Origin of the sequence: Mesorhizobium comanense, assembly GCF_005503535.1 — a bacterium.
GTDB lineage: Bacteria > Pseudomonadota > Alphaproteobacteria > Rhizobiales > Rhizobiaceae > Mesorhizobium > Mesorhizobium comanense.
Window position 1 is genome coordinate 223,506 of sequence record NZ_SCNN01000010.1, and the last position, 25,196, is coordinate 248,701.

At 64.7% G+C, this 25,196-nt stretch carries 22 protein-coding genes; 9 read left to right on the forward strand and 13 right to left on the reverse strand.

The window, feature by feature from the left end; genetic code table 11:
- Positions 1-142: 142 nt before the first annotated feature.
- Positions 143-781, forward strand: coding sequence for an MBL fold metallo-hydrolase (locus FFS37_RS18960; RefSeq protein WP_137932483.1), 639 nt, complete (start codon positions 143-145; stop codon positions 779-781).
- Positions 782-865: 84 nt separating this feature from the next.
- On the opposite strand, the gene FFS37_RS18965 is transcribed toward FFS37_RS18960, so the two are convergent.
- The 3 genes from FFS37_RS18965 to FFS37_RS18975 form a co-directional block, all read right to left on the reverse strand.
- Complete coding sequence (locus FFS37_RS18965) at positions 866-1,300, reverse strand: BA14K family protein (protein WP_137932484.1); 435 nt, start codon at positions 1,298-1,300, stop codon at positions 866-868.
- Between the two features lie 192 nt (positions 1,301-1,492).
- Entirely contained in the window at positions 1,493-1,705 is a 213-nt protein-coding gene (locus tag FFS37_RS18970; protein WP_006202521.1) for a cold-shock protein, read from the reverse strand.
- Positions 1,706-2,033: 328 nt separating this feature from the next.
- The gene (locus FFS37_RS18975) at positions 2,034-2,246 is read right to left on the reverse strand and encodes a cold-shock protein (protein WP_006202520.1); all 213 of its coding nucleotides are present in this window, start codon (positions 2,244-2,246) and stop codon (positions 2,034-2,036) included.
- Positions 2,247-2,830: 584 nt separating this feature from the next.
- Between FFS37_RS18975 and FFS37_RS18980 the strand changes: the two genes are divergently transcribed.
- Both FFS37_RS18980 and FFS37_RS18985 read left to right on the forward strand, forming a co-directional pair.
- Positions 2,831-3,244 carry a Kazal-type serine protease inhibitor domain-containing protein gene (locus FFS37_RS18980; RefSeq protein ID WP_137932485.1) on the forward strand — a complete coding sequence of 138 codons (414 nt, stop codon included), beginning with the start codon at positions 2,831-2,833 and terminating at the stop codon, positions 3,242-3,244.
- A 234-nt stretch (positions 3,245-3,478) separates the two neighbouring features.
- Positions 3,479-5,101, forward strand: coding sequence for a tetratricopeptide repeat-containing sulfotransferase family protein (locus FFS37_RS18985; protein ID WP_232375709.1), 1,623 nt, complete (start codon positions 3,479-3,481; stop codon positions 5,099-5,101).
- Positions 5,102-5,271: 170 nt separating this feature from the next.
- On the opposite strand, the gene FFS37_RS18990 is transcribed toward FFS37_RS18985, so the two are convergent.
- From FFS37_RS18990 to FFS37_RS19025, 8 genes are all read right to left on the reverse strand, one after another.
- Positions 5,272-5,625, reverse strand: coding sequence for a DUF1428 domain-containing protein (locus tag FFS37_RS18990; RefSeq protein WP_137932487.1), 354 nt, complete (start codon positions 5,623-5,625; stop codon positions 5,272-5,274).
- Positions 5,626-5,726: 101 nt separating this feature from the next.
- Complete coding sequence (locus FFS37_RS18995) at positions 5,727-6,149, reverse strand: VOC family protein (protein ID WP_137932488.1); 423 nt, start codon at positions 6,147-6,149, stop codon at positions 5,727-5,729.
- A gap of 155 nt (positions 6,150-6,304) precedes the next feature.
- Entirely contained in the window at positions 6,305-6,487 is a 183-nt protein-coding gene (locus FFS37_RS19000) for a hypothetical protein (protein WP_137932489.1), read from the reverse strand.
- A gap of 93 nt (positions 6,488-6,580) precedes the next feature.
- Positions 6,581-6,967, reverse strand: coding sequence for a nuclear transport factor 2 family protein (locus FFS37_RS19005; protein WP_137932490.1), 387 nt, complete (start codon positions 6,965-6,967; stop codon positions 6,581-6,583).
- A 112-nt stretch (positions 6,968-7,079) separates the two neighbouring features.
- Positions 7,080-8,606, reverse strand: coding sequence for an ABC-F family ATP-binding cassette domain-containing protein (locus FFS37_RS19010; RefSeq protein ID WP_137932491.1), 1,527 nt, complete (start codon positions 8,604-8,606; stop codon positions 7,080-7,082).
- A 294-nt stretch (positions 8,607-8,900) separates the two neighbouring features.
- The gene (locus FFS37_RS19015; RefSeq protein WP_137932492.1) at positions 8,901-9,806 is read right to left on the reverse strand and encodes a DMT family transporter; all 906 of its coding nucleotides are present in this window, start codon (positions 9,804-9,806) and stop codon (positions 8,901-8,903) included.
- 179 nt (positions 9,807-9,985) lie between these two features.
- Positions 9,986-13,171: an excinuclease ABC subunit UvrB gene (uvrB, locus tag FFS37_RS19020; protein WP_137932493.1), complete on the reverse strand. Its 3,186-nt coding sequence runs from the start codon at positions 13,169-13,171 to the stop codon at positions 9,986-9,988.
- 128 nt (positions 13,172-13,299) lie between these two features.
- Positions 13,300-14,901 (reverse strand): DUF2778 domain-containing protein, encoded by a 1,602-nt coding sequence (locus tag FFS37_RS19025; protein ID WP_137932494.1) that lies wholly within the window; start codon positions 14,899-14,901, stop codon positions 13,300-13,302.
- Positions 14,902-15,426: 525 nt separating this feature from the next.
- Here FFS37_RS19025 and FFS37_RS19030 point away from each other — a divergent pair.
- The 4 genes from FFS37_RS19030 to FFS37_RS19045 all read left to right on the forward strand — a co-directional run bounded on the left by FFS37_RS19030 (position 15,427) and on the right by FFS37_RS19045 (position 20,330).
- On the forward strand, positions 15,427-16,296 hold the full coding sequence (locus tag FFS37_RS19030; RefSeq protein WP_137932495.1) for a protein-L-isoaspartate O-methyltransferase family protein: 870 nt from the start codon (positions 15,427-15,429) through the stop codon (positions 16,294-16,296).
- 46 nt (positions 16,297-16,342) lie between these two features.
- A complete protein-coding gene (locus FFS37_RS19035; protein ID WP_137932496.1) occupies positions 16,343-19,045 on the forward strand; it encodes a spermidine synthase family protein in 2,703 nt (900 codons plus the stop codon).
- On the forward strand, positions 19,038-19,973 hold the full coding sequence (locus tag FFS37_RS19040) for a hypothetical protein (RefSeq protein WP_137932497.1): 936 nt from the start codon (positions 19,038-19,040) through the stop codon (positions 19,971-19,973). Before FFS37_RS19035 ends, FFS37_RS19040 begins: the two co-directional genes overlap by 8 nt.
- Before the next feature lie 78 nt (positions 19,974-20,051).
- Positions 20,052-20,330: a hypothetical protein gene (locus FFS37_RS19045; protein WP_137932498.1), complete on the forward strand. Its 279-nt coding sequence runs from the start codon at positions 20,052-20,054 to the stop codon at positions 20,328-20,330.
- Between the two features lie 13 nt (positions 20,331-20,343).
- Here the strand turns inward: FFS37_RS19045 and FFS37_RS19050 are convergent, their stop codons facing one another.
- Positions 20,344-21,273 (reverse strand): LysR substrate-binding domain-containing protein, encoded by a 930-nt coding sequence (locus tag FFS37_RS19050; protein ID WP_171026331.1) that lies wholly within the window; start codon positions 21,271-21,273, stop codon positions 20,344-20,346.
- 99 nt (positions 21,274-21,372) lie between these two features.
- Here FFS37_RS19050 and FFS37_RS19055 point away from each other — a divergent pair, with 99 nt between their 5' ends.
- On the forward strand, positions 21,373-22,587 hold the full coding sequence (locus FFS37_RS19055) for a clavaminate synthase family protein (protein ID WP_171026332.1): 1,215 nt from the start codon (positions 21,373-21,375) through the stop codon (positions 22,585-22,587).
- Between the two features lie 198 nt (positions 22,588-22,785).
- Here FFS37_RS19055 and FFS37_RS19060 read toward each other — a convergent pair whose 3' ends face one another.
- Positions 22,786-24,042 (reverse strand): hypothetical protein, encoded by a 1,257-nt coding sequence (locus FFS37_RS19060; protein WP_137932501.1) that lies wholly within the window; start codon positions 24,040-24,042, stop codon positions 22,786-22,788.
- Between the two features lie 151 nt (positions 24,043-24,193).
- On the opposite strand from FFS37_RS19060, the gene FFS37_RS19065 reads away from it, so the two are divergent.
- Positions 24,194-25,196: CapA family protein (locus FFS37_RS19065; RefSeq protein ID WP_137932513.1), on the forward strand; the 1,003-nt coding region annotated here is incomplete at its 3' end.

Genomic DNA, 25,196 nt, shown 5'->3' on the forward strand with positions numbered 1-25,196 from the left:
TTTCTATTTGGAAGCGACTGACTGTCCCTGTTTGCAGGACTGGACGCTCCGGGCGCCCGCCTCTACATCTCCGCCTGGTTCAAGGACGCGGAGCGCCCCGCCTGAGCGAAGGGATGTGGAGCGCTCCAACGAAAGGACGATCATGGGTCAGCTCAATGCCGGCATCGTGCCGGTGACACCGTTCCAGCAGAACTGCACGATCCTGTTCGACATGGACGACAAGCATGGTGTCGTCGTCGATCCCGGCGGCGATATCGACAAGGTGCTGGCGGTGCTCAAGGACAATGCGATCACGGCCGGGGCGATCTGGATCACGCATGGCCATATCGACCATGCCGGCGGCGCCATGGAACTCAAGGAGGCCCTTGGCGTCGACATTATCGGCCCGCATGCCGCCGACAAGCCGTTGCTCGACAATCTGGAAAACCAGGGCAGGCGTTATGGCATCGCCGGATCGCGCAACTGCGTGCCCGACCGCTTTCTCACCGAAGGCGAGACCGTATCGTTCGGCTCGCATGTCTTCGAAGTGCTGCACTGCCCCGGCCACGCGCCAGGCCATGTCGTCTACTACAACCGCGCGGCCAAGTTCGCGCATGTCGGCGATGTGTTGTTTCGTGGTTCGGTCGGCCGCACCGACCTGCCCGGCGGCGACCATGCCACGCTGATCTCGTCGATCAAGGACAAGCTGCTGCCGCTCGGCGACGACATCGGCTTCATCTGCGGCCACGGCCCCGGCGGTCGTTTTGGCGAGGAGCGCAGGACCAATCCGTTCCTGACGTGAACCGGACCTGACCGGTCTCGAAGGCCCGGCAAACAAAAAACGCCGGCCTTGCGGCCGGCGCTTTCTGTTTGGGGCAGGGAAGCCTCAGTTTGCAGTGCAGAAATGCTGTTCGCCGTCGTTGCCGGTGAAGGTTCCGGTGCGGGAATTGAAGGTGCGGTAGCGGTCCGAGCAGTATTCGTACCAGCCGCGCGTCCACGGTTCGGCATAACGGTCGGCATAGACGACCTGCGGCTCCGCGTAGTAGCGGCGGATCGGGGCCGGGCGCACGCGCACGTCGCGGTCGTAGTAATCGTAATCATAGTCCGGGGGCGGCGGCTGCTGGTTTGCAAGCGCGCCGACGATCAGCGCGCCGGCGGCGAGGCCGAGAACGCCTGCCGCGACAGCGTCGCCACGGCCATGGCCGCCCCGGTCATGATGATGCCAACGATTCCAGCCATCGGCGTTGGCCGCCGAAAATGTCCCGAGCGTGGTGGCGACCACGGCTGCGGACAGCACGGCTGTCTTGAAAATGCGGTTCATCTCGGTCTCCTTCGCGCCGGGCCGTGCAGTTCATGCAGGGGATGCGGTCCGGCTTTACCAAAGACTAATATGCGACCGTGGCTGAACGGGGGCTGAACGGAAATTTGACCGCCGGCATTGCTCACGGCATCAAAACCGCGCCTTCAAGACGCGGAGCTGGCCTGCCGGAGCGGCGTTCGGCTTGGGGTCGGCTCAGCCGATCGACAGGTTGACGGCCTTCGGACCCTTGCCGCGCTTGTCGGGCTCGGTGTCGAATGTCACTTTCTGCCCATCCTCGAGACCGGGAAGACCCGACGCCTGCACGGCCGAAATATGCACGAAGACATCCTTCGCGCCATCATCCGGTGTGATGAAGCCGAAGCCCTTGGCATGGTTGAAGAATTTGACGGTGCCGGTCTGCGGCATGGGAAGCTCCTTTGATCCCATAAACTCCAGTCTCGGGCCGGCAAATGCCCGAGAGGAAATTTGTCCTTTATTTTAGCGCCATCGGCAAGAGAAAGTTTTGCGGGGACTTAAAGCGTTCTCGCTTTAAGTCTTTGTTATGATGCATGTCGTCGACGCCAAACCCGCTCCGCTTTCGGGCGGCATGCCTTTCCGGATTACGTTGCCGGCATGAGAAAGGCGCGGCGAAAACCGCCGCGCCTTTCAAGAAACTGTGTGCCTGCCAGGTGCTGGTCAGGCTTTTTCGAGCCCCGGTCGCGCATCCTTTGGGAATGCGCGGCGCGCCGATGGATCAGGCCGCGCGGAGGTTGACCGCCTTCGGGCCCTTGCCCATGCGGTCCGGCTCGACGTCGAAGGTGACCTTCTGGCCATCGACGAGGGTGCGCAGGCCGGAGGCCTCGATCGCGGAAATGTGGACGAACACGTCCTTGGCGCCGCCGTCGGGCGTGATGAAACCGAAGCCTTTGGTCGCATTGAAGAATTTAACGGTGCCGGTCTGGGCCATTGGGGAAACTCCTTCACCCGTTCAGTCTTGGTGGTCCTGCCCGCCACCTGGCGTCGAGGGCAGTTCCCGGTGGTTGCTTTCGGCAGTCATGCATTGGCGCATGGTCAAACCCCCCGCCGAAAAACGGGGCCGTCAGAGATTCACAGTATCGGGGAAAGGTCGTCCAAAACGTTCCGCTCTCCGGGTCGCAAATGCCCGAACACAGAATTTATCGCACGGAAACGTGAAGGTTGCAAGATAGCGCCGCGGGCCGCCACCCTGGGCGCATCCCGACGCATGGAATCGACAGTTCAAACGTCGATCGGGCGCAAATAGGCTTCGTTGTTCGAGGGGTCATCGGCCCACAGGTGCGGTCATGCATGGGCCAGAGCAGCAATCGCGGCCGGTGTCGGCGACGCAGTCGAGATGGATCCGGATGTTCGTGGATGAAACGGTAAAACAGGGGCTTGCAATTGGCGGTGGAATGGCGAGGATCGAACCATAGTCCGCGATTTAAGCTTTACCTTTTGCTGGATATCATTGCGTGCGACCGGTGCGCATTCTTGAGCGGAACGGACCGTGACGGGATGGAGGGAGAGACGATCATGAGGTTTCTTGCGGCAATCTTCTCACGGCAAGGTTTTGCCGTCCTGTTCCTGTCGGCAATTCTTGCCGCCTGCACCGTCGTCGTCGATGACGGGCCGGGACCGCGCCCGCGTCCGCCGCGCCCCGAACCGCAATTCTGCACCAAGGAATACCAGCCGGTCTGCGCACGGCGCGGCGGCGACCGCCAGACCTTCGCCAATGGCTGTCTTGCCGAGCGCGCCGGTTACCGGATCGTGCGTGACGGCCCCTGCCGCGATGGTGGTGGAGGAGGCGGTGGCGGCGGAGAGCAGACCTTCTGTACCCGCGAATATGCCCCCGTCTGCGCCCGCCGCCATGGCGATATGCGCACCTTCCCCAATGCCTGCGAGGCGCGTGCCTCGGACTACCGCATCGTCGGCGACGGGCCGTGCTGACAAGGCAAGAAGGCCGGCGCCGCTTGCGGGGCCGGTCGCTTGTGGTTGTTGCAAGCCCCTGACCGGCAAGCAAAGCCTTGAACCTGCCGCGGCAATGGCCTAGATCGCGGCAGGGCGAAAAAATACGGCAGGTGTCCCATCAACCGAGATCAGAGACGAGCGGCGGGCGCGGGCGCCAGGGCTAGCGGGGGCGGACAGCCGCCGCTGGGCCTTGACCAATATGTGCAGCAGGCCTTGCAACTGCATCAAGCCGGCCGCCGGCAGGAGGCCGAGGCGATCTACAGGCAGGTGCTGGCGCGTCAGCCCAACCACGCGGCCGCGGCACATTTCCTGGGGCTGCTGCTGCATCAGACCGGGCGCAGCGAAGAAGGCCTGGAGTTGCTCGAGCAATCGGTAAGCCTGCAGCCGACCAATGCGGATTTCCTCAACAATTTCGGCACGGTGATGCGCGACCTTGGCCGCGTCGCCGCAGCGATCGACTTCTTCCGCGGCGCGGTGGATCTGCGGCCCGAGCAGCTCGCGGCGCGCGACAATCTCGGCTCGTCGCTAACGCAGCTCGGCCAGTTCGAGGAGGCCGAAGAGATCTATCGCGGCACCGTGCAGCGCAATCCGTTTCACGCGCGCGCCCGCATCGGGCTTGCCGAAACGCTGCAGGAGGCCGGGCGTCTGGACGAGGCGCTGGCCGTGTTCCGCGAAGCGCTGTCGATCCGGCCCAAGGATGCCGAGCTCCTGCACGGACTTGGCGTCGGGCTGATGGAGAAGGGCAAGCTCGACGAGGCGGCCGACCTGTTCCGGCAGGCGGTGGCGATCCAACCCGGCATGGCGCGAGCCTGGCTGATGCTGACGCAGGTCAAGCGCCAGAAGGAACGCGACGCCGAACTGACCAGGATGGAGGCCCAGCACGCGAAAACTCCGCAATACAGCCTGGAGCGCATGCAGCTCGCCTTCGGCCTCGGCAAGGCCAATGACGATCTGAAGGATTACAACAGGGCCTTCGACTATTTTGCCGAAGGCAATGCGATCCGCCGCAGGGCCATCAACTACGACCCCATCCGCACGCGCGCCGAATTCGAGGCGATGAAGACGGTGTTCGATGCAGGCTTCTTCGAGAAGCACAGGCCGAGCCCGATCACCGACGACGCGCCGATCTTCATCGTCGGCATGCCGCGCTCAGGCACGACGCTGGTCGAGCAGATCATCGCCAGCCATCCCGATGTCTACGGCGCGGGCGAGCTCAGCATCCTGAAGACGGCGGTGGGCAGGCAGTTCCCGTCGACCATGCCGGGTGGCTTCCCCTGGGGTGTGGCCGACACGGATGACGCGGACTTTACCGAGGCCGGCCAGGCCTATCTCGACATGCTGCATGCCCGCTATCCGCACATGCGCCACGTCACCGACAAGATGCCGGGCAACTTCCTGCTGATCGGCTTCATCCACATGATGATGCCGAAGGCGAGGATTATCCATTGCGCCCGTGACGCGGTCGCGACCTGCCTGTCGATCTACAAGGTGCATTTCCGCGGCGACACCCACCGCTATGGCTACGACCTCGGCGAACTCGCCGACTTCCACAATCTCTACACCGATATCATGGCGCACTGGCACAAGGTTCTGCCTGGTGTCGTGCACGATGTGCGCTACGAGGATTTCGTCGCCGACCAGCAGGGGCAGAGCCGCGCGCTCATCGACTATCTCGGCCTGCCCTGGAACGATGCCGTTTTGTCGTTCCACGAGACCGACCGGCCGGTGCGTACCGCGTCGGCGGCGCAAGTGCGCCAGCCGATGTACCAGGGATCGGTCGATTTGTGGAAGCGCTATGGAGACCGGCTGAAGCCGCTGCTGGACAAGCTAGGCTGATATTGAGGTGAGGCCGGCCTGCGAAAGGCGGTTCCCTGCGCTTCCCCGTTCTACTGCGTCGCAGTAGAACTGTGCTCACGTACTTTAAGTACGCTCCGCTCCGGTTCTCAGGAACCACCATTCTCGACTCGGCCTGACCTCAATCTCAGCCTAGCTCGGGGTCGAGTTCCTCAGAGCTCCATGAATGGCTGGAAGCCGCCGAAGATCATGCGCTTGGCGTCGAAGGGCATGGTCCCCCAATCGGGTTTCAGACGCGGATCGGCCATCACCTTGGCCATCACCGTGTCGCGGTCCTGCCGGGATTTGTAGACGGCCCAGGCGAAGATGACGATCTCGTCGTCCTTGGCCTGGACGGCGCGGGGAAACGAGGTCAACTCGCCATAGGGCACGTCGTCGCCGATGCATTCGACATAGGCGAGCGCGCCATGCTCCATCCATATGGGGCCGGTGAGATTGGCCAGTTTCTTGTAGTCGTCGAGCCTCGCCTTCGGTACGGCAAGCACGAAACCATCGACATAGGACATTGTGTTCCTCCACTGAATTCGGGCGCCGGGCGGGCAGGGGTCCAACCCGGCGCAGGCGAGCGCATGACGCCCTCGGGGAAAGGGCGCTGCTGCCCGCCGACTTACTTGACCGGTGCGTTCATTGCCCAGGCGACGCCGAAGGGGTCCTTCACCTGGCCCCAGCGGTCACCCCAGAACATCACCTGCAGCGGCGTCACGACCTCGCAGCCGGCGTCGACCGCGCGCTTCCACCAGGCATCGATGTCGCCATTGTCGAGATGCAGCTGCAGCGTATAGCCCTGCGCTTCCTTGTGCGGATGACCGTGTTCGGGGAAGGCGTCGCCCAGCATCAGCGTCGAGCCGTTGATGTGGAGATGGATGTGCATGGTGCGGCCTTTTTCGTCCGCCGGATAGGCAAAGACCTGCTCCGCGCCGAAGGCCTTCTTGTAGAATTCGGCGGCCTTGAAGGCGCCGTCCACCTGCAGATAGGGGGTCAATCCGCCAAGCACTTCCGCCCTGGGCTGATCTTGGGTCTGGTCGTTCATCTCTTGCTCCTCTTTGCGTTTGGCCTTGCCGACCATAGGACGCGCGAGATGACGGCGATCCTACATGGCGTCGAAAATTTTTTGGCGGGCCGGCCCGAAGCAGGCCCGCCGGCCGAACGGCTCGCATGACAGGCGCATGGCTGAGCGAGCCATGGTCATATGGTCTTGGCCGAGAAGGTGGCCGCGCGGCGGGTTTCGCGTGCGTCGAGGATTTCGGGAAAACCGATATCCTTGCGCAGTTCGGCGGGCAGCGAAAGCAGGATGCGTTCGCTGCGATGGCGGGCACGTGCGGCGGCATAGCGCGTTGCGATGCGGCCGATGGATGAAAGGACGGACATGACGGGTTCTCCCTGGGTTGATGCCGGCATCATCGTGTCGGCATCCCAAGGACGAGGCAGGTTCAGACGATCCGACAGGTCGTCGAAATTGTTTCAGAGGACCGAGGCGGCGAGAGCCGTGTCGTAATACTCGACCATCTCGATGACCTTGCCATCGCGTATCGTCCAAAAATCGGCGATGCGCATGACAAGCTCCTGGCCGGTGGTTCTGCGTGTCAGATGGATTTCGACCTGTGCCGCGATCTTGTCTCCACCATCGACGATGTCCACCGGAATGAAGCGCCGGTATTCGAAATCATTGTCCAGCGACATGAGACGGGCAAGGAACTCCTGCTTGCCGTTGCCGGTCCCTATGTACGGCGACTGCGGTTCGGCGATCCAGCGGAAGACGACATCGTCGGAGCAGTGGCCCAGCGCACCCACGATGTCGCGTTTTGCATAGGCATCATAAAGGTTCTTGACGATGTCCACCCCGCGCATGACCGGCTTCCTCCCTCGGTTTGCTGAACCTTCAGGATGCGCCTTTTCCGGCCGACGGGAAAGTGCGGGCCGGCAGCCCTCGAATGCCGGCCCGGCGAAAGCGTGGCTTTCTTCAACCGCCTGTTTCGGCCACCTCACGGAAAAAGCCTTCGGGGTCCTCCACCTCGGTCAGGCGCCTCTTCTCGATCAGCCAGAACCGGTTGCCGACGGCGCGGATGAAGGAGCGGTCGTGTGAGGCCAGCAGGCAGCTTGCCTGGTGCTTCAGCAATTCCTCCTCCAGCACCTCCTGGCCGTCTATGTCCAGGTGATTGGTCGGCTCGTCGAGCAGATAGAAGTTGGGATTGGCTAGCCTCAGCGCCAGCATCATCAGCCGCGCCTTCTGGCCGCCGGACAACGCGCCGATCTTTCTTTCCTGCATCTCGATGACCACGCCGGCGCCGGCAAGCAGCGAACGGGCGCGCTGCTCGCCGACATCGAATCGTCGCGAAACCATGGCCAGCGGCGTGTCGTCACCGCTGATGCCCGACAGCGCCTGGTCGCTGTAGCCGAGCACCGTCGACGGCGTCACCTTCACATTCCCGACCGTATCCGGCTCGAGGATGGCGTTGCGGATCAGATTGACGAAGCGCGACTTGCCGACACCGTTGCGGCCGAGCAGCACGATGCGGTCGCCCTGGCAGATGTGGCGCTTGCCGGTGCGAAACAGCAGCGTGCCGTCGGGCGTTTCCACCGCCGCGTCTTCAAGCGTGATCAGCACCTTGGCGTGGGTGCCGCGATTGGCCAGGCGGATCGCACCCGCCGACCGTTCGCGATGCGCGGGCAGCGCTGCCTCCTCCAGCCTGTCGGCCCGTTCCTTGAGCTGCTTGGTCTTGATCGTGAGCAGGTCGCTGCCGGAATTGATGCCGATATTGTTGAGCTTGGCGGCCTGCTTGCGCAGTTGCTGGGCGACCTTCATGTCGCGCTCGAACTTGCGCGCCGCCGACGCATCCACCTCGTCGAGTGCCTGCCTGGCGCGCGAGTAGGGCAGGGCAAACACCGGCGATTGTTCCGGGCGCAGGAACAGCGTGCGGTTGGTGGTGGCGTCGAGGAAGGCGCGGTCATGGCTGGCGATGACGACAGGCACTTCGCGCGGCAGCGCGTTCAGCCAGGTCTCCAGCTGGCTGATCCTGGCGAGGTCGAGATGGTTGGTCGGTTCGTCCAGCAGCAGCATGTCCGGGTCGGTGACCCAGACCCGGGCGATGAGCGCCAGCCGCTGCCAGCCGCCGCTCAACGCCTGCATTTCACGCTCACGCATGGCTTCGGGCACGTCGAGCGAATCCAGCACCACGTCGACGCGCCACATCTCGCTGCCGGCCTGCTCGGGCGGCAGCGCGTCAGCAACCACCTGATAGAAGGTGCGGCCGAGAAGGGCAGGGGGAACCGACTGTTCGACATGGCCGATGCGCAGGCCGCGCGTGCGGGTGATGTCGCCCGAGGTCGGCTCCATTTCGCCGGTCAGGCACTTGAGCAAGGTCGACTTGCCGCGGCCATTGGCGGCGACGATGCCAAGCCGGTCGCCGGCGCCGATGGTGAGATCGAGGTTGGAAAACAGCGGCGCACTCATGGTGACGCCGAGGGATTTGAGGCTGAGGAGGGCCATTTTGATTTCTCTGGTCTTGGCCGACTATTTCTCGGAGCATGATCCCGAAAACCGGTTCCCACTTTTCGGGATCATGCTCTAGCGGCTCAATGCACTTTGACGGTGCGCGCCATCAAAACAGGCATCGCGCACCACGAAGGGCAGACCAAAAAATCGAAGCGGGAAAAACCCGGACCGTCCTGGTCAGCCCTGCAAGCTCGCCTGCAGGGCGGAAATCGGGCCACGCTGACGGTGATGACGATAGAATGTGAACACGTGAGCCCTCCTTTCAAGACGTTCGAGTGTTGATGCTGGTTACACCAGGGGCGGGGTCGATGGCAAGGCTTCGGCCTTTGCCCGGCGCGGGAACGGGTCCAGCACGAGAATGCAGCCGCCGATGATCGCCACCGCGCCACAGATCTGGATGGCGCTCAGCGACTCGCCAAGCATGAGCGTGCCGACCAGCACCGCGATGGTGGTCACGGCGAATTCGACGCTGATCGTCCGGGTCGCGCCGATGCTGGCCACCAGCTGGAAATAGACGACATAAGTCAGCGCGCTCATCACGCAGGCGAGGATGGCGAGATCGAGGAAATCGACAAGGCTCGGCATGGCCGGCACCGGCACGGCGAAAAGCAGCGGCAGCGTCATCAGGCCGCCGAACAGGAAGGCGGCGCCGGTGAGCTCGAAGGAACCGGCCGAACGCAGATGGCGGTTGGCATAATTGCTGCCGAAGGCGGCGGCGAAGGAGCTGAACAGCGATGCGGCGCAGCCCAGCGCGAAGGATGCTGTGATCGGAACGGCGGGAAAGCCGACCAGGACGACGATGCCGGCGGCGCCGAGCAGCAGTCCGGCGAGCCCGCGCGGCGTGATCCGCTCCAGTCCCCACACCTGGCCGAGGATCATCGAGAACAGCGGGATCGCGGCAACCAGGATCGCCGCCATCGCCGTGCCGATGCGCGGAGTAGCGTAGGAGAGACCGACCAATTGCGCGGCGACCGTCGTCGCGCCGACCACGGCGAAAAGCCGCCAGCCGGCGCTGAAATCGAGCCGGCGCCGTGTCGCCGCGGCAAGGATGAAGAGCGTGACGCCGGCAAGCAGCGACCGCAAGGTCACCGCGCCGACCCAGCCAAAGGCATGCACCACCCGGAGCAGGACAAGGAAGGACAGGCCCCAAGTGACGGCCAGGAAGATGTAAGCGGCGATGTCCCTGGGTTTCATGGATGGGCCGGCGGAAGCTTGTGTGCGGAGGCAGAATTGCAACCGCCTATCGTTTCCGTCGGCTGGCCGCAAGCGCGAGCGCATAGTCCAGAGGTTGTTCCGGTTCGCCGAGGAAGGATGTCAGCGTGCGCCCGGACGGATTGCTTTCCCTTCTGCCGCAAGGGGAGAAGGGAAGGACGCTATTTCCCTGGCCTGCCCGTCTTGCTCGGCCGGCGCTTTTCACGGCGGGCGTCGCCCGGATCTTCGTAAGAACCGATGCCGGCGCGCTGGCGGACGATTGGTTTGGCGCCGTGATCCGTCGCGCCCCCCTCTGTCCTGCCGGACATCTCCCCCACTTGGGGGGAGATTGGCTGGGGCTTGCTTGGCTTCTTGCCCTCGACCGGCTTCTCGGTTCTGCGAACCGTCATCTCGTCGAGCGAGTTCTTCTTGAACAGCGGTTTGACCGGTTCGCCGGGAATGCCGAAATCGGAGCCGTGCGCCTCGGCCGCCGACTGTTTCTTGAACAGCGAACGCGAGACCGCGCCCGCGGGAGTCGTCATGTCGGTCCCTGGCCCCATATCGTCGATCGAAGGCTTGGCGAACAGGGGCTTCTTAACCGGCACGGCGCCATCGGCGCCCATCTCGTCGAGGTCAGGCTTGCGGAAGAGGTTGGGCCGGGCGGCCTTGGCCGCCTCTTCGGCGGCGCGGGCTGCGTCGAGCTTGCGGAAACGCTCCTGTTCCTCTGCCGTACGATGCTTGGCCACACCCTTGTTGTGCTTGCCTTTTTCCCGGCCCGAGGCGGGGCTTTGGCCCTCCACTTCGCGCGCCAGCGGATCGTCGGAGATCGACAGTTCCATCTCGCGCAGGCGCTTGATCTCGTCGCGGATGCGGGCGGCCTTCTCGAAGTCGAGATTGGCGGCGGCGTCGCGCATCTGCTTGTCCAGCGCGTCGAGATGGGCCTTGAAGTTGTTGCCCATCATGGCGCCGGCGCTGTCGGTGAACTGTGAGATGTCGGCGCGGACGTAGTCCTTCTCGTAGACCGAATCCAGGATGTCCGAGATGCGCGACTTCACCGATTCCGGGGTGATGCCGTTGGCGGCGTTCCACTCCATCTGCTTCTCGCGGCGGCGGTTGGTCTCGGCCATCGCGCGTTCCATCGAGCCGGTGACCTGGTCGGCATAGAGGATGACCTTGCCGTCGACGTTGCGGGCGGCGCGGCCGATCGTCTGGATCAGCGATGTCTCCGAGCGCAGGAAACCTTCCTTGTCGGCATCGAGAATGGCGACGAAGCCGCATTCGGGAATGTCGAGGCCCTCGCGCAGAAGGTTGATGCCGACCAGCACGTCGAAGGCGCCAAGCCGCAGGTCGCGCAGGATCTCGATGCGCTCCAGCGTGTCGATGTCGGAGTGCATGTAGCGCACGCGCACGCCCTGTTCGTGCAGATACTCGGTCAGATCCTCGGCCATGCGCTTGGTCAGCACGGTGACCAGCGTGCGATAGCCGGCGGCCGTGGTGTCACGGATCTCACCGACGACATCGTCGACCTGGCTCTTGGCCGGGCGCACTTCGACCGGCGGGTCGATCAGGCCGGTCGGGCGGATGACCTGCTCGGCGAAGACACCGCCCGACTGGTCCATCTCCCAGCCGCCGGGCGTGGCCGAAACCGCGACCGAGAGCGGACGCATGGCGTCCCATTCCTCGAAACGGAGCGGCCGGTTGTCCATGCAGGAAGGCAAGCGGAAGCCGTATTCGGCCAGCGTCGCCTTGCGCCGGAAGTCGCCGCGATACATGCCGCCGATCTGCGGCACGGTGACATGGCTTTCGTCGATGAAGACCAGCGCGTTGTCGGGAATGTATTCGAACAGCGTCGGCGGCGGATCGCCCGGCTGGCGGCCCGTGAGGTAGCGCGAATAGTTCTCGATTCCGGCGCAGGAGCCGGTGGCTTCCAGCATCTCCAGGTCGAAGCGGGTGCGCTGCTCCAGCCGCTGCGCCTCGAGCAGGCGGCCGGCGCGCTCCAACTCGACCAGCCGGTTCTTCAGTTCTTCCTTGATCGACTTGATCGCCTGGTTCAGCGTCGGACGCGGTGTCACATAGTGCGAGTTGGCGTAGATCTTGACGCTTTTCAGCTCCCCGGTCTTCTGGCCGGTCAGCGGGTCGAACTCGGTGATCTGCTCGATCTCGTCGCCGAACATGGAGATGCGCCAGGCGCGGTCCTCAAGGTGGGCCGGAAAGATCTCGATCGTATCGCCGCGCACGCGAAACGAGCCGCGCACGAAATTGATGTCCTGGCGCTTGTACTGCTGGGCGACGAGGTCGGCGAGTAGCGCGCGCTGGTCGAGCCGGTCGCCGATCTGCATCTGGAAGGTCATCGCCGTGTAGGTCTCGACAGAGCCGATACCGTAGATGCAGGACACGGATGCGACGATGATGACGTCGTCGCGTTCGAGCAGCGAGCGCGTCGCCGAGTGGCGCATACGGTCGATCTGCTCGTTGATGGAGGATTCCTTCTCGATGAAGGTGTCGGTGCGCGGAACGTAGGCTTCCGGCTGGTAATAGTCGTAGTAGGAGACGAAATACTCCACCGCATTGTCGGGGAAGAATTTCTTGAACTCGGAATAGAGCTGCGCGGCAAGCGTCTTGTTCGGCGCCAGGATCAGGGCAGGGCGCTGCGTCTCCTCGATCACCTTGGCCATGGTGAAGGTCTTGCCCGAGCCGGTGACGCCGAGCAGCACCTGGGTGCGGTCGCTGTTGTCGACGCCTTCGACCAGGTCCTTGATCGCGGTGGGCTGATCGCCGGCGGGCTGGAAGTCCGACACCATCTTGATGGCGATGCCGCCTTCGGACTTCTCTGGCCGGGCCGGGCGGTGTGGCGTCCACAGCACGCCATCCTTGTGCAGCGGATTGCCGGATTCGATCAGCGCCGAGAGCGCGGCCACGGTAGCGGTAACGCCGCTCGACGTCATCGTCTCGGCTTCTTCGAGCGAGATGTCTAGGCCGGCGACCGGGTTGAGGCCGGCGGCGGTGCGTTCCCTGGCGGTCGCCGCGCCACCCATCGAGGTGCCGCGTGAGCTGCGGCCCGGAGCGGTGGAGCGCTCGGGGATCTTCTTCGACGGTTTGGGCGTCTTGCCGCCGTCGCCCTTCCCACCGTCGCCTTTGCCGATCTGACGCCCTTCGCGCTCGGCCTCCTGCTCGATCTGTTCGGCCCAGTCCGAGATCGAGCCGGTCAGCGGCGTGCCCGACAGGCCGGGCTGCGGCATTTCGGCGAAGCCGCCTCTGTGCAGCGGCTCCGAGGCGTCGAGGAAATCGGTCAGCGGGCTGCGCCGCTTCGGTGCGGCGCGCTCGTCATTCGCCGTCGAGGGCGTTTTCTTGTCCGGGGATTTGGCCATGTCCCGAATATGGGAGGACTCGGGCAAAATGGAAAGAGCGCGATGCGGCGATGCGAATGCCGGGACGCGGCTCCTGACAGAAGGCTGTCAGGAGGAGGCAGGTGCCGGGCAATACGCGCGCATTGCGGTCAGGCGCCGCGCGCGTTGTCCGTCGCAACCTGGGTCGGCGAGCCGTTCAGGCGCGGCACCACGACGAGGCGCGTGACCTTGCCCTTCTTGAAGGCGGCGAGGAAGCGGGCGTAATCCCTGAACACCACGCAGCCGTTGGACTCGGCGCGGCCGCCACGCAGCATGTAGGTGTGGGCGAGCAGGCCGTTGCGGTTGTACTTGTTGCCGCCGTTCACAGGGGTCAGGCGCAGGGCCTCGACGCCATGGAAGCGCGATTCGCGCAGCGACAGATTGTAGGTGTTGGGCGGCGTCGGTCCGCGATCCTTGACATGGACATAGCGCGGCTGGTCGACCATGGCGCCGAGGCCGGAATGCGCTTCGAGCCGCTGGCCATCCGGCATGTAGACGGTCTTGGCGCTGATGTCGTAGACGGCAACGCCGTGGCCGGCGCCGCTGCTGCCACCTGGCCCGTTGAACAGGTTCCTGAAGGCCTGGCCGAGGCCGCCGGAAGGCGTGTCGGGCTTGGCATAGGCCAGCACGTCGCCGTTTTCGCCGGACCGGCCCTGGCGGGCAGGCTGCCGGGCCACCTGCACCGGCTTTGCCTGGGGCGCGGGCTTCTGCGGCAATACCTTCTGCTGCGGAGCCGGCTTGTCCTGCTCCACCACCTTGGGCTGCGGCATATCATATTGCGGCCGGCGGGTCGGCAGCGGCACGTCGTCGGTGAGCGCGTCCGGCAGCGAGGCCGCGTCGCCGGGCTGTTCCGGCTGGGTCTCGACAGGCGCCACGGCAACATCGGCCGAGGATTCGGTCATCGGCAACGGCGATGCGAAAGCCTCGTCGTCGACCGGCATCGACCGGACGAGGGCCAGCGCCAGCTGCGTGTTGTCGGGCGTCTGCGACTGGGCAAAGCCCTGCGGTGCAGGCGCGGTCTGCACGACGGCGGACCCGGTATCGGTGTGAGCGAAGCGTTCGGCCGCCGGAGCCGGCATGTCATTCGTCAGGCTGGCCACGAGCGTGGATGCGGGGGCGAGCGAAGCCGTGGTGACCTCAGGCGAGGTGGAAATGACGGGCCGCGCATCGGCCGTGGCGGCAGGTTTTCCGGCGCTGGCAAAAGCGGCGGCGAGCTTTGTCGGCGACAAGGACGCTTCCATGAGTTCGAAGCGCTGCTGGGATTTCGACTTCGCCACCGGCGCCGGCTTTGCCTGGGCCACAAGGCGCGCGGACTTTTCCGCCTGGGGGCTGACGGCGGCCAGCTTGAAGCAGCCGGCGCCGCATTGCACGGCATGATTCTGCAATGCGTGCGCGCCGCCATGGGCATTGGCCAGCACGAACGGTGCCGAAGAGCTGAGGAAATGCTCCTTCAGCGGATCGGCGAGCGCGAGCGAGCCCGGCATCGACAAGGTCTGCGGCAGGCCGCTCGACGTCGACGACAGCGAGGCGCCGACGGAACTGAGGCCAACCATGGTCCCGATCAGCCAAAGGCCAACGGCAGCGCTGACACCAGGCACCGCGACCCAGCGGACGAGCTTTTCGGGGTTGAAGGAGGGAGAACGCGCCGCGTCGAGGACGGTCTCGCCGTCCCAACGCCTGTCCCCGATGATTTTATTACTCAAGAACGCCATGCAACCAATCTTGCTCCAATCGGCTCCCACGTCCGCGGCCGGGATAGCCGCGACGACCATTCTGTGAGTGATCCCAGGTGGTCCCCGACGCGTTTGCCGCGCCTGTCGTTAGTTGCCGATCGCTTCAAAATATGGACAAAGTTGGTTAACCAATCCCTCTCAAACCAACCGAGAGACGCGGACTTTGTGCCGAACGAGGCCTGTCCACGACGATACACGCGGTATTGCAGCCCTTCCGAGGGTGGTTTGCTGCCTGTTTTTGCCTGCCAAGTCAAGCAAAACAGCCCTTGCTAATCTTTGCCAGGAGTCATCCGCGGGTCGATGCGGCAATGAGGCAGCCTGCTGATATTGGTCCACATTGCCGAAATCCCTGATCCACGCCGTAAAAACTGTTGCTGTCCTGCCACAATTTTTCGGCCCGGACCGCCCTGCGCCGACGGCCATTGACTCGTTTTGGGGGTCGGTGCAATCCGGATCAGGTGGTTGGTTTTGGGGTGGCAAAGGCCACTTTTGGAGGCTTTTTCCATGAAGCGTCGGGATTTCTTGGCGCTGTCGGCGGGTGCGGCGGCGTTTTCCATTCTTCCGGCTGTGGTCCGGGCCAACGTGCCCGTTCCCTATGACCGCAACGCCGAAGTGCCGTTCAAGGACAAGAAGTCGTTCATCGACTGGATGGTGGCCAATCGCGGCGAGGATCCGAAGTTCCTGGCGGAGCGATTCGATCGCTTCCAGATCATGGTCTACAACAAGGACGTGCTTGACGACCGCAACAAGCGCGCCTTCCTGCTGACGCCGCGCGAGGAATTCGTGCTGCCGCAAAATCTCGGCCGCGCCTATGACCATGCCTTCCTCGACATCGGCTATGGCGTGACGATTTCCGGCCCTCATCTCGTCGGGCGCATGACGACGTCCATCGATGTGCAGTTCGGCGAATCCGTGCTCGAGATCGGCACCGGTTCCGGCTACCAGTCGGCCTATCTCGCCAACCTCACCGACAAGGTGCACACGATCGAGATCATCAGCCCGCTGGCGCAGCGCACCCGCCGTACCTATGACGGCCTGGTCGAGCGCGGCTACTCGGAATTCGGTTCCGTCACCAGCCGCAACGCCGATGGCTACTATGGCTGGGAAAGCGTCGGTCCGTTCGACAAGATCATCGTCACCTGCGGCATCGACCACATCCCGCCGTCGCTGCTGCAGCAGCTCAAGCCCAACGGCGTCATGGTCATCCCGGTCGGGCCGCCCGGCGCCCAGCATGTGCTCAAGGTGATCAAGCAGCAACTCGCCGACGGCACGTTCAACATCGTCCGTTCGGACATCTACAATGGCAAGGTGGTGCCGTTCGTGCCGTTCACCAAGCTGGAAGGCGACCAGATCGTGGGCACGCATAACGGCTGAACACCGCCGCACCGGCCCTGCCTAACCATCGCATCAAGGGAGCCGAATGGCAGCCGTCGCATCGAATTCCCGCCCTGCAGTCCTGTCGCTGGAGGCGCCTCGCGTTCCGCACTATCTCGCGGTCGGGCTGATCGCCGGCGCCATCATCGCGCTGCAGATCGCCGTCATGCGGGTGTTCGCGGTCGGCAGCTGGTCGCATTTCGGCTCGCTGGTGGTGAGCCTGGCCATGCTCGGCTTCTCGTTGTCGAGCGTCGTGATCTTCGCCGGCAAGGGCTGGTTCGACCGGCACTGGCAAGGGGCGGCGACGGCCGCCCTGCTGCTGATCGGACCGCTCGCCGTGGGCGCCAACCTGATCGCGCAAACGTTGCCGTTCAACGCCATCTTCCTGGTGTCCGACCCCATGCAGAAATGGCGCCTGCTCGCCAATTTCCTGCTCTATCTCCTGCCGTTCCTGGCCGGCGCGTTCTTCCTCGGCATCGTCTTCCTGAAAAGCCGGACTGCCTTCGGCCGAGTCTATTTCGCCGACCTTACCGGCTCCGGGCTCGCCGGCCTCGTCGTGCTGGTGTCGCTCTACCTGTTCGCGCCGGAGACGATCATCGTCGTACCGCTGCTTTTGTGGGCCGCCGGCTCGATCCTGTGGTTCATGGCGTTCGGCGCCTGGAAGAGTGTCGTCGCGGGCATTGTCGTGGCGGGGCTGTCGATCGCGGCCTACCTCATGCTGCCAGGCTGGCTCGGCATTCCCGACATCGCGGTGTCGCAGTACAAGGGCGTCGCCTATGCCCGCAACTTCCCGGACGGCAAACGCATCTACCGCAGCATCTCGCCGTTCGGCGACCTGCAGGTCTATGCCAGCTCCTACATGCATTTCGCGCCGGGCCTGAGCGACAACGCGGCCTTCGGCATGCCCGAAGTGCCGGCCAACACTTATGTCGGCATGTATCGCGACGGCGACGGGCCGGAAGGCATCATGCGCAACCTGGCGCCCGCCGAGCAGGTCTATTTCCGCTACCTGCCGATGCACTATCCCTATGTCATCAAGGACAAGCCCAAGACATTCGTCGTGCAGTTCGGCGGCGGCATCTCAACGCAAGCCGCGCTCAATGCCGGCTCGACCTCGGTGACCGTCGCCGAGAGCAACCCGATGACATTGCGGGCGTTCCGCGATCCCGTCCTGAAGGACGTCACCGGCGACATACTGGCCCAGCCCAGGCTGAAGGTCATCGACTATGACGGGCGGCTGTTCCTCGCCAACACGACGGAGCGCTACGACGTCATCGACCTCAGCCTCGCCGACAGCGTCGGCCTGTCCAATCCCGGCGGCTTCGCCATTTCAGAGAAATACGCCTACACGCATGAGGCAATGCTGAGCTACATGCACGCGCTCGCCGATGGCGGCGTGCTGTCGGTGACCTTGTGGAACAAGGAAGAGCCGCCGAAATCGGTGCTCAAGCTCTATTCGACCATCGCCGAGGCGGCGAAGGCATTCGACCCCCAGGGCGCGGCCAACGATATCTTCGCCGTGTCGAGCTATCTCTCGACGACAACGGTTCTGTTCAAGCGCGGCGGCTTCAGCGAGGCCGAGATCAAGACGCTGCGCGACTACACCAAATCCATGTCGTGGGAAGAGATCTACTATCCGGGGATGGCCTATGACGGCTCGGGCGCGCAGAAAGTGCTCGACGATTATCGCGCCTCGATCTTCGGCAACGGCCAGGATGCGACGTTGACACAGCCCGCCGCCGATGCGACTGCGCCCGTCGATCCGACCGCGCCTGCCAATCCAGATTGCGACCCCACGGCGCCCGCCGACCCGACGCTCGACGCCTGCGCCGGCGGCAATGCCGGCCCGCAGGTGTTGCCGGCGACGGAATTGCAGCGCATGACCTGGCACGCGCTGCTGACCGGCGGCTGGGAGAAACTGGCCGCCGACTATGTGTTCGACGCACGGCCACTCAGCAACGACCAGCCGTATTTCGCGGCCTATGTGAAGGTCGCCGACCTCGGCAAGACGCTCGACCGGCTCGACCTGTTCCAGGACGACTGGGGGTACCTGCTGATCTGGGCCACGCTCGGCATCGCCTGCATCACGGCGGCTTCGCTGGTGCTGCTGCCCATGATCTTCGGCTGGCGCATCGTGTTCTCGCGTTCACGCGGCAAGCTCGGCACCATCCTTTATTTCGCCTGCCTCGGCCTCGGCTACATCATGGTCGAGGTCGGGCTGATCAGCCGCTTCACCGTGGCGCTGGCCAATCCGACCGTTTCGGCATCGGTGCTGATTTCGTCGATGCTGGTGTTTTCCGGCCTCGGCAGCCTGTTCGCCGAACGCATCTTCGACCGCGCCAGGACGCTGCTTCCCGCCCTGCTGCTGGCGATCGGGGCGCTACTCTTCCTCTACGGCTACTATCTGTCGCCGGTGCTCGACTGGATCGGCGCCTATCCCTACGCGGTGCGGCTGCTGCTGTGCTTCCTGCTGGTGTCGCCGCCGGCCTTCCTGATGGGCATGCCGATGGCCACGGCCATGACCTGGCTGGCCAGGCTCGGCAAAGAGCATCTGTTCGTCTGGGCCTGGGGCATCAATGGCTGTTTCTCGGTCATCGGCTCGGCCGCGGTGCCGATCGTGGCCACCAGCTTCGGGCTGAGCGCCGTGCTGCAATGGTCGGCGATCGCCTACCTCATCGCCATCCCGGCGTTCTTCGCCGTGCTGCTGCCTTCGAAGGTCGTGCCCATCGGACAGGCGGCTCATGCCTGACCGGCGCGCCATCGTCGCGGGGCTGCTGGCCACGGTGGCGTTTCCGGTGGCGGGTCTGGGGGCGCGCTTGCACAAGGCCATGTCGACCATCGTTCCGTTCAAGGCCTCGCCCTTTCCCTATCGGGGCAGACTGCCGGACGGCTCCGCGGCCTTTCTCGACGTCACCGGGGCGGATGGCAGGCGCGGCCATACCTCGCCACGCGGCGGCATCTACTGGGAAGATGAAACCTATAGCGACCGCTCGACGCTGCTGGCGGCTCCCAAGGGATTCGATCCGGCCAAGCCGGCCGTCATCGTCGTGTTCCTGCATGGCAATGGCGCGACCTTGCAGCGCGACGTCGTCGGCCGCCAGCGGGTCGTCGCGCAGGTCGAGGCATCCAACCTCAACGCCGTGCTGGTGGCGCCGCAATTCGCCCGCGACGCGCAGGATTCCAGCGCCGGCAATTTCTGGACGCCGGGCTATTTCGCGAAGTTCATGTCGGAAGCAGCGCAAGGCCTGGCCAAGCTGACCGGCGCCAGGGCCGCCAAGTTCGAAACGATGCCGGTGGTGCTCGCCGCCTATAGCGGCGGCTACAATCCGGCCGCCTTCATCCTTGGGAATGGCGACATCGGCGCAAGGCTGCTCGGCGTCATCCTGCTCGACGCCGTTTTCGACGAGGCCGACATCTTCGCCGACTGGATCGCGCGTCACCGCAAGAGTTTTTTCGTCAGCGCCTATGGCAAGTCCTCGGCCTCCGGCAATGCCGAGATCCAGCAATTGCTGGCGCAAAAGGGGATCAATGCGAGCGCCGATCCGCCCAAACGGCTGGAAGCCGGCACCATCGCCTTCCTTACGGCGGACGCCGCCCATGACAGCTTCGTCACCAAGGCCTTCGTCAACAATCCACTGCAGTGGCTGCTGGGCCGCCTGCACGGATTTCCACGCTGATACCGTGTGGAGAGGCCGAACCGAATTCCGTGCCCTTTGACCTTGAAAGGCCCGGTCTTTGAGGCTTAGTGCCAGTCCATGCTTTTGATCGCCATTGTCGTCACGCAAATACTGGACCCGTTGCGAATCCTGCTGGTCGGGATCGCCTATTTTCTCAGCCTGCGGGTGACCCGGCCACGACTGGGGTGGCTTGGATTGCTGGCGGCGATCTTCGTCATCGCCGCTCTGTTCCCCTTCGTGATCCTCGGCCAGACCGGCGACATAGGCTGGATGAGCGCGGCGGTCGGCGTGATCTCGAACGCGCTGATAGCCGGGGCCCTGGCGGGACTGCTGCGCCTGCAGCGCCGGTTCTTCTAGCACCGCCTCGCTCTCAGCGCGGCAGGGCGCCGTCGATCCTGGCGCCGGCCGCATCCGCCAGAGCCGCCGCGACCGCAGCGGCGCGGCGCGCCTTGAGGCCGCGTTCAGGCCAGACGATACGGCGTTTGATGGTGAGCGCCGGTATGTCGCGGGCGATCTCGACAAGGTGACCGGCTTCGAGATGCCGGCGCAGCACAAGTTCGCTGGCCAGCAGCGCACCGATGCCGGCAATGGCTGCCTGCGCCGCAACGATGGTCAGCCCGAAGCGCGGACCCTGGTCGATATCTTTCCTTTGCCGCGCCGCCGCGACGAACCAGTCGTGCCAGGTCGGATAGACGTCGTCGCCCATCATCGGGTCGATATGCAGAAGCGGCAGTTTGTCCAGTACCTCGGTCCTGTCCGGCCTGGCGTCTCCCTTGATCAGTGCAGGAGCGCAGGCTGGAATTACCCGCTCTTCGAACAGATCGAGCGCCTGGATGTCCGAGGCCGATCCCTTGCGATAGCTGATGGCGAGGTCGACGCCTTCGTCCGCCATCGCGTCGAGGGCAACGGATGTGACGATGCGGACTTCCAGCCGCCCCAGGGCCGTCCGGACCATCGCCAGTCGCGGTGCCAGCCACAGGGAAGCGAAAGACGGATCGGCCGAGATGGTGAAAGTCTCGGCCTGCCGCTCGAAGCGAAGCCTGCGCATGCCCGACGCCAGCGCATCGAAGCCGCGATCGATGTCGGGCAAGGCGGCCTCGGCGGCGCGCGTCAGCACGATGCCATTGCCCTCGCGCCGGGCCAGCCTGGCGCCGAGCCGCTCCTCCAGTTGCCGGATCTGATGGCCGATGGCGCCCGGCGTGACACCCAGTTCCTCGGCGGCACGCGTCAGGCTGCCCGTCCGGGCCGCCGCCACCAGCGCCCTCAGGCCGGACAACGGCAAATCTCTCAACGTGGTCATATTTTGAATCCACCTCAAATGTTGTCGAAACGAACTCGTTTGAATCGTGGGTTTCTCAGACATAGCCTGTCAGAAGAATTCAATCGACGGGGAAGTCATATGCTCGACACACCGAAACATGCAATCCGACCCACAGCCGCCGCGGCGCTGCCGGCGCCGATCCGGACCATGCGCGCGCAGGGTCCGGAAGTGGCGGTAGAACTCGCGGACGGGCGTAGCGGGAAACTTTCCACGCGCTGGCTACGGCTGGCCTGCGAGTGCGAGATCTGCGGCGATACCGCCTCGGGCAAGAGATGGCTGACGCCCGCCGATGTCGGCAAGGCGATCCATGCGGAAAGTTTCGATGTCTCCGTGCCCGGCGAGGTCACGGTCATCTGGCAGGACGGGCACGTCTCGCGCTACGATGCCGCCGATCTGGCGGCCCGGATCGACAGTCCGCATGCCACCCGGTTCCAGCCAAAGCTCTGGGGCAGCGACCTGTCCGAACGGCTCGGCCGCTTCGCCTTCGATGCGGTGGTGACGGATGACGCCGCGCTGTTTTCCTCCCTCAGGGCTCTTCGCGACCACGGCATTGCCATGCTGACCGGCGTTCCGGCGGAAACCGAGGCGACGGCGCGGATCGCCGGGCGCTACGGGCCGATCCGCGAGACCAGCTATGGCAAGGTGTTCGATCTCATCTCGCGGCCGGATGCGCGGGTGGCGGGCGAGACGGCGCGGGCACAGATACCGCATACGGACGAGCCGTTCCGCTACGCACCGCCCGGCTTCATCTTCTTCCACGCCATCCGCACCGGCGCGGGCAGCGGTGGCACGTCGCTGATGGTCGACGGTTTCCATGTCGCCGAAATGATGCGGGCGCAAACGCCCGATCTCTTCGAGCTTTTGACGCGGTATGGCGTCACCTTTCACCGCGAGCATCAAGGCGAGGTGTTCTTCAGTGCCGAGGCGCATGTCATTAGCCTCGATGCGGCGGGCGCCGTCACCGGTATCCGCTACAACGACCGCTGCCTGGCGCCGCAATGGGCGCCGCTCGACCAGGTCGACGGCCTGATCGAGGCGCTGGCCGAACTGACGCGGCTGATCTGCGATCCGCAAAACCAGTTCCAGCACCAGCTGCAGCCCGGCGAGGCGCTGGTGTTCGACAACCAGCGCGTCCTGCACGGCCGCACGGCGTTCGACCCGACACTTGCCGTCAGGCACCTCAGAAGCTGCAACATCGATCGCGACGGCGTGCACAGCGCGTTTCGGTCGCTGGCCAGACGCTTTGCGCCGGAGGAGGCGGAGGCGGTGCTGTATCAGGGGGCGATTTTCTGAGGGCTTAGTGGAAGTGGTTCCTCGCCCCCAACGGGAGTGGGGGAGAGGTGGCTCGGCGAAGCCGAGACGGAGAGGGGGGCAGCGCGGCTTTGAACAATCAGAGCAAACTTGCCAGCGCCGCAGCCCCCTCTCCGACCGCTCCGCGGCCACCTCTCCCCCGCTTTGCGGGGGCGAGGAACCCAAATTCTGATAGGCCGCTCAATTGAACCAAAGCGCGAATGTCAAAAACCCGCCGCCGCCGAACTCGCGCTGGATCTGGTCGAAATCCTCGCTGGTCAGGATCCGGCCGCTCTCCAGATAGGGCGCGATGCCCGGGCCGGTGATCGACAGCACGAGGTCGAAGGGCTTCGGCTCGTCGAAGAAGCGCTTCATGTTGATGCCCTTCCCGGTGATGCGGAAGTGCGGCAGCAGCACGCGGCCTTCCAGCAAATCCTCGGCCATGGCCAGGGTGGCGAGCCAGGCCTGGACCTGCGCTTCGCCGACTTCGAGACCGGTGAGCGGGTTCTCGCCCTTTTGCTGGGGGCCGGGCAGCCATTCCCGGTCATTGTCGGTCTCGGCGCGGATCGCCTTCCAGTCCTCGCGAGACAGCCGGATCATTTCGAGCAGTTCGCGGCGCGCGGCCTTGCGCCGCTCTGGCTCGACCACCGGCCAGTTGATCATGTGCACCATCGAGATGAAATCGGCGATGCGCCATTCCGAGGAAAAGATGTTCGAGCCCATCTCGCTGGGCGGGGGAACGAGAATGTCCTGTAAAGGCAGTTTTGCGCGCGGGAACAGCATGTGGAAGGAGCCGTCGAAAGTGCTCCTGAAATCATGCGCCAGCCAGAAATCGGCCTGCGCCATCAGGAACTCGGCATAGCCCTGAAGCCAGTAGCCGTCGGCGCGGTCGAAGCGGAAGGTCAGCGCGGGGGCGTCCGCGCCAACGGCAACGCTGCCGCGCGACAGCGCGGCCATGATGGCGGCCATGCTTTCGTCGGGTGCGATGGCGCCGTCCTCGTTCAGGTCGATGCCGACATGGGTGAGGTCGATGACCATGCCGATATCGGCATCGGCCGGCACGGAGCCCAGCGTCGCCGCCGATTTCTCCAGCCGGTCGCGGAAGGCCACGAGTATGGCGCGGAACTGTTCGTAGGTCAGCGGCTCGGGATCGGGATTGGCCGGCACCGGCAATTGCATCAGCGGCAGCATGAAGGATTGCGGGCTTTCGAAGCCGTGGCGATGCAGGCCGCCGGCCAGCAGTTCCAGCGCCGTGAAGAATTCGCCGGCGCCCGCGGCGTAGGCCGCTGCCGGGTCTTGCGGCGCGGCCGTCTCCAATGTCGCGAGAGCGCTGTCGCGCGCGGCCACGGTCTTTGCCTCGAACAAGGCGGTTGCCGCTTCGGGCATGGCCGCGCCCGCGGAAGACAAGGGCAGGAGCACCATGAAGGCGCTTGCCAGCAGGCTTGCAACTCGTGTCATCTTTTCCTCCCGGGCAGAGATTGCGGTCGACCATACACGGATTTGTCCTGACCCGCCTGCCGGCCCTGGCCAGCACCCTTGCATGATTGTCGACGGGCGCGCTTCAACCGGACCGGCGGACGGTTTACAGAAGGCAAACAACTGGTGCGCCGTGTCGAACTATCCGCTTTCCTACAAACTGTCCTGGCTGCCGCGTTTCCTGAAGCCGTCGCTCGAGGGCGATGCCGCAGGGTTTGCGCCGATAGCGGCAACGGCAATGAGGCCACCGCCTGGACGAACCGTGCGGCTGGCCTTCATCGGCGACATCTCGGCGGTTGCCAACGGCAGTGCGCCGGACTGTGATGCGGCAATCAAGGCGCTGCTTGGTTCTGCCGACCTCGTGATCGGCAATTGCGAGAGCCCCATCGTGACCAGGCCAAGCGCGGTGCTTGGCACCAAGCTCGGCACGCATCATGCGATGACCCCGGGCTTTCTGGCCGAGGCGCTTGCCGCGACCGGCATCGAGCGTGAAAAACTCGTGCTGTCGCTGGCCAACAACCACGTGCTCGACCAGGGCATTGCCGGTTTCGACGAGACGGTGGCGGCGCTGAAGCGGCTGGGCATCCGCACCATCGGGCTCGCCGCCGATGGTCCGGTGCAAGCGGTCGAGGCCGGGCCGCTGCGCTTCGGCTTCGCCGCATTCACGCTGTGGCGCAATGCCGGCGAGAACCTGTTCGCCGGCCGTGTATCTACGGACGGCGAGTTGGCGGCCTGCTCGCGTGACGCTTTCGATCTTCTGTGCGCCGTGCCGCATTGGGATTGGGAATTCCGCCATTTTCCGCGTGCCGCAACACGCGCGCTGGCCAGGCGGCTGGCCGGGCAGGGCGTCGGGTTGATCGCCGGCCATCACGCGCATGTCGTGCAGCCGGTGGAGCGGATCGGCGGCACTGTCGTCGCCTACGGGCTCGGCGACTTCCTCGGCACCGCGCTTGCCCGCCAGCCATGGCCGGGCCGCATCGGCGTGATTTTCGTGGTGGATGTCAGCGCCGATGCTGAGACGCGGGGTGTTGTTGCGTCCTACCGCTTGCATCCCTTCGTGCGGCTGCGGACCGGGAATCATGAGCGGCTGCTGCCGGTGGAGGGGCTGGAGGGGGCGATGAGGGGAAAGGTTGAGG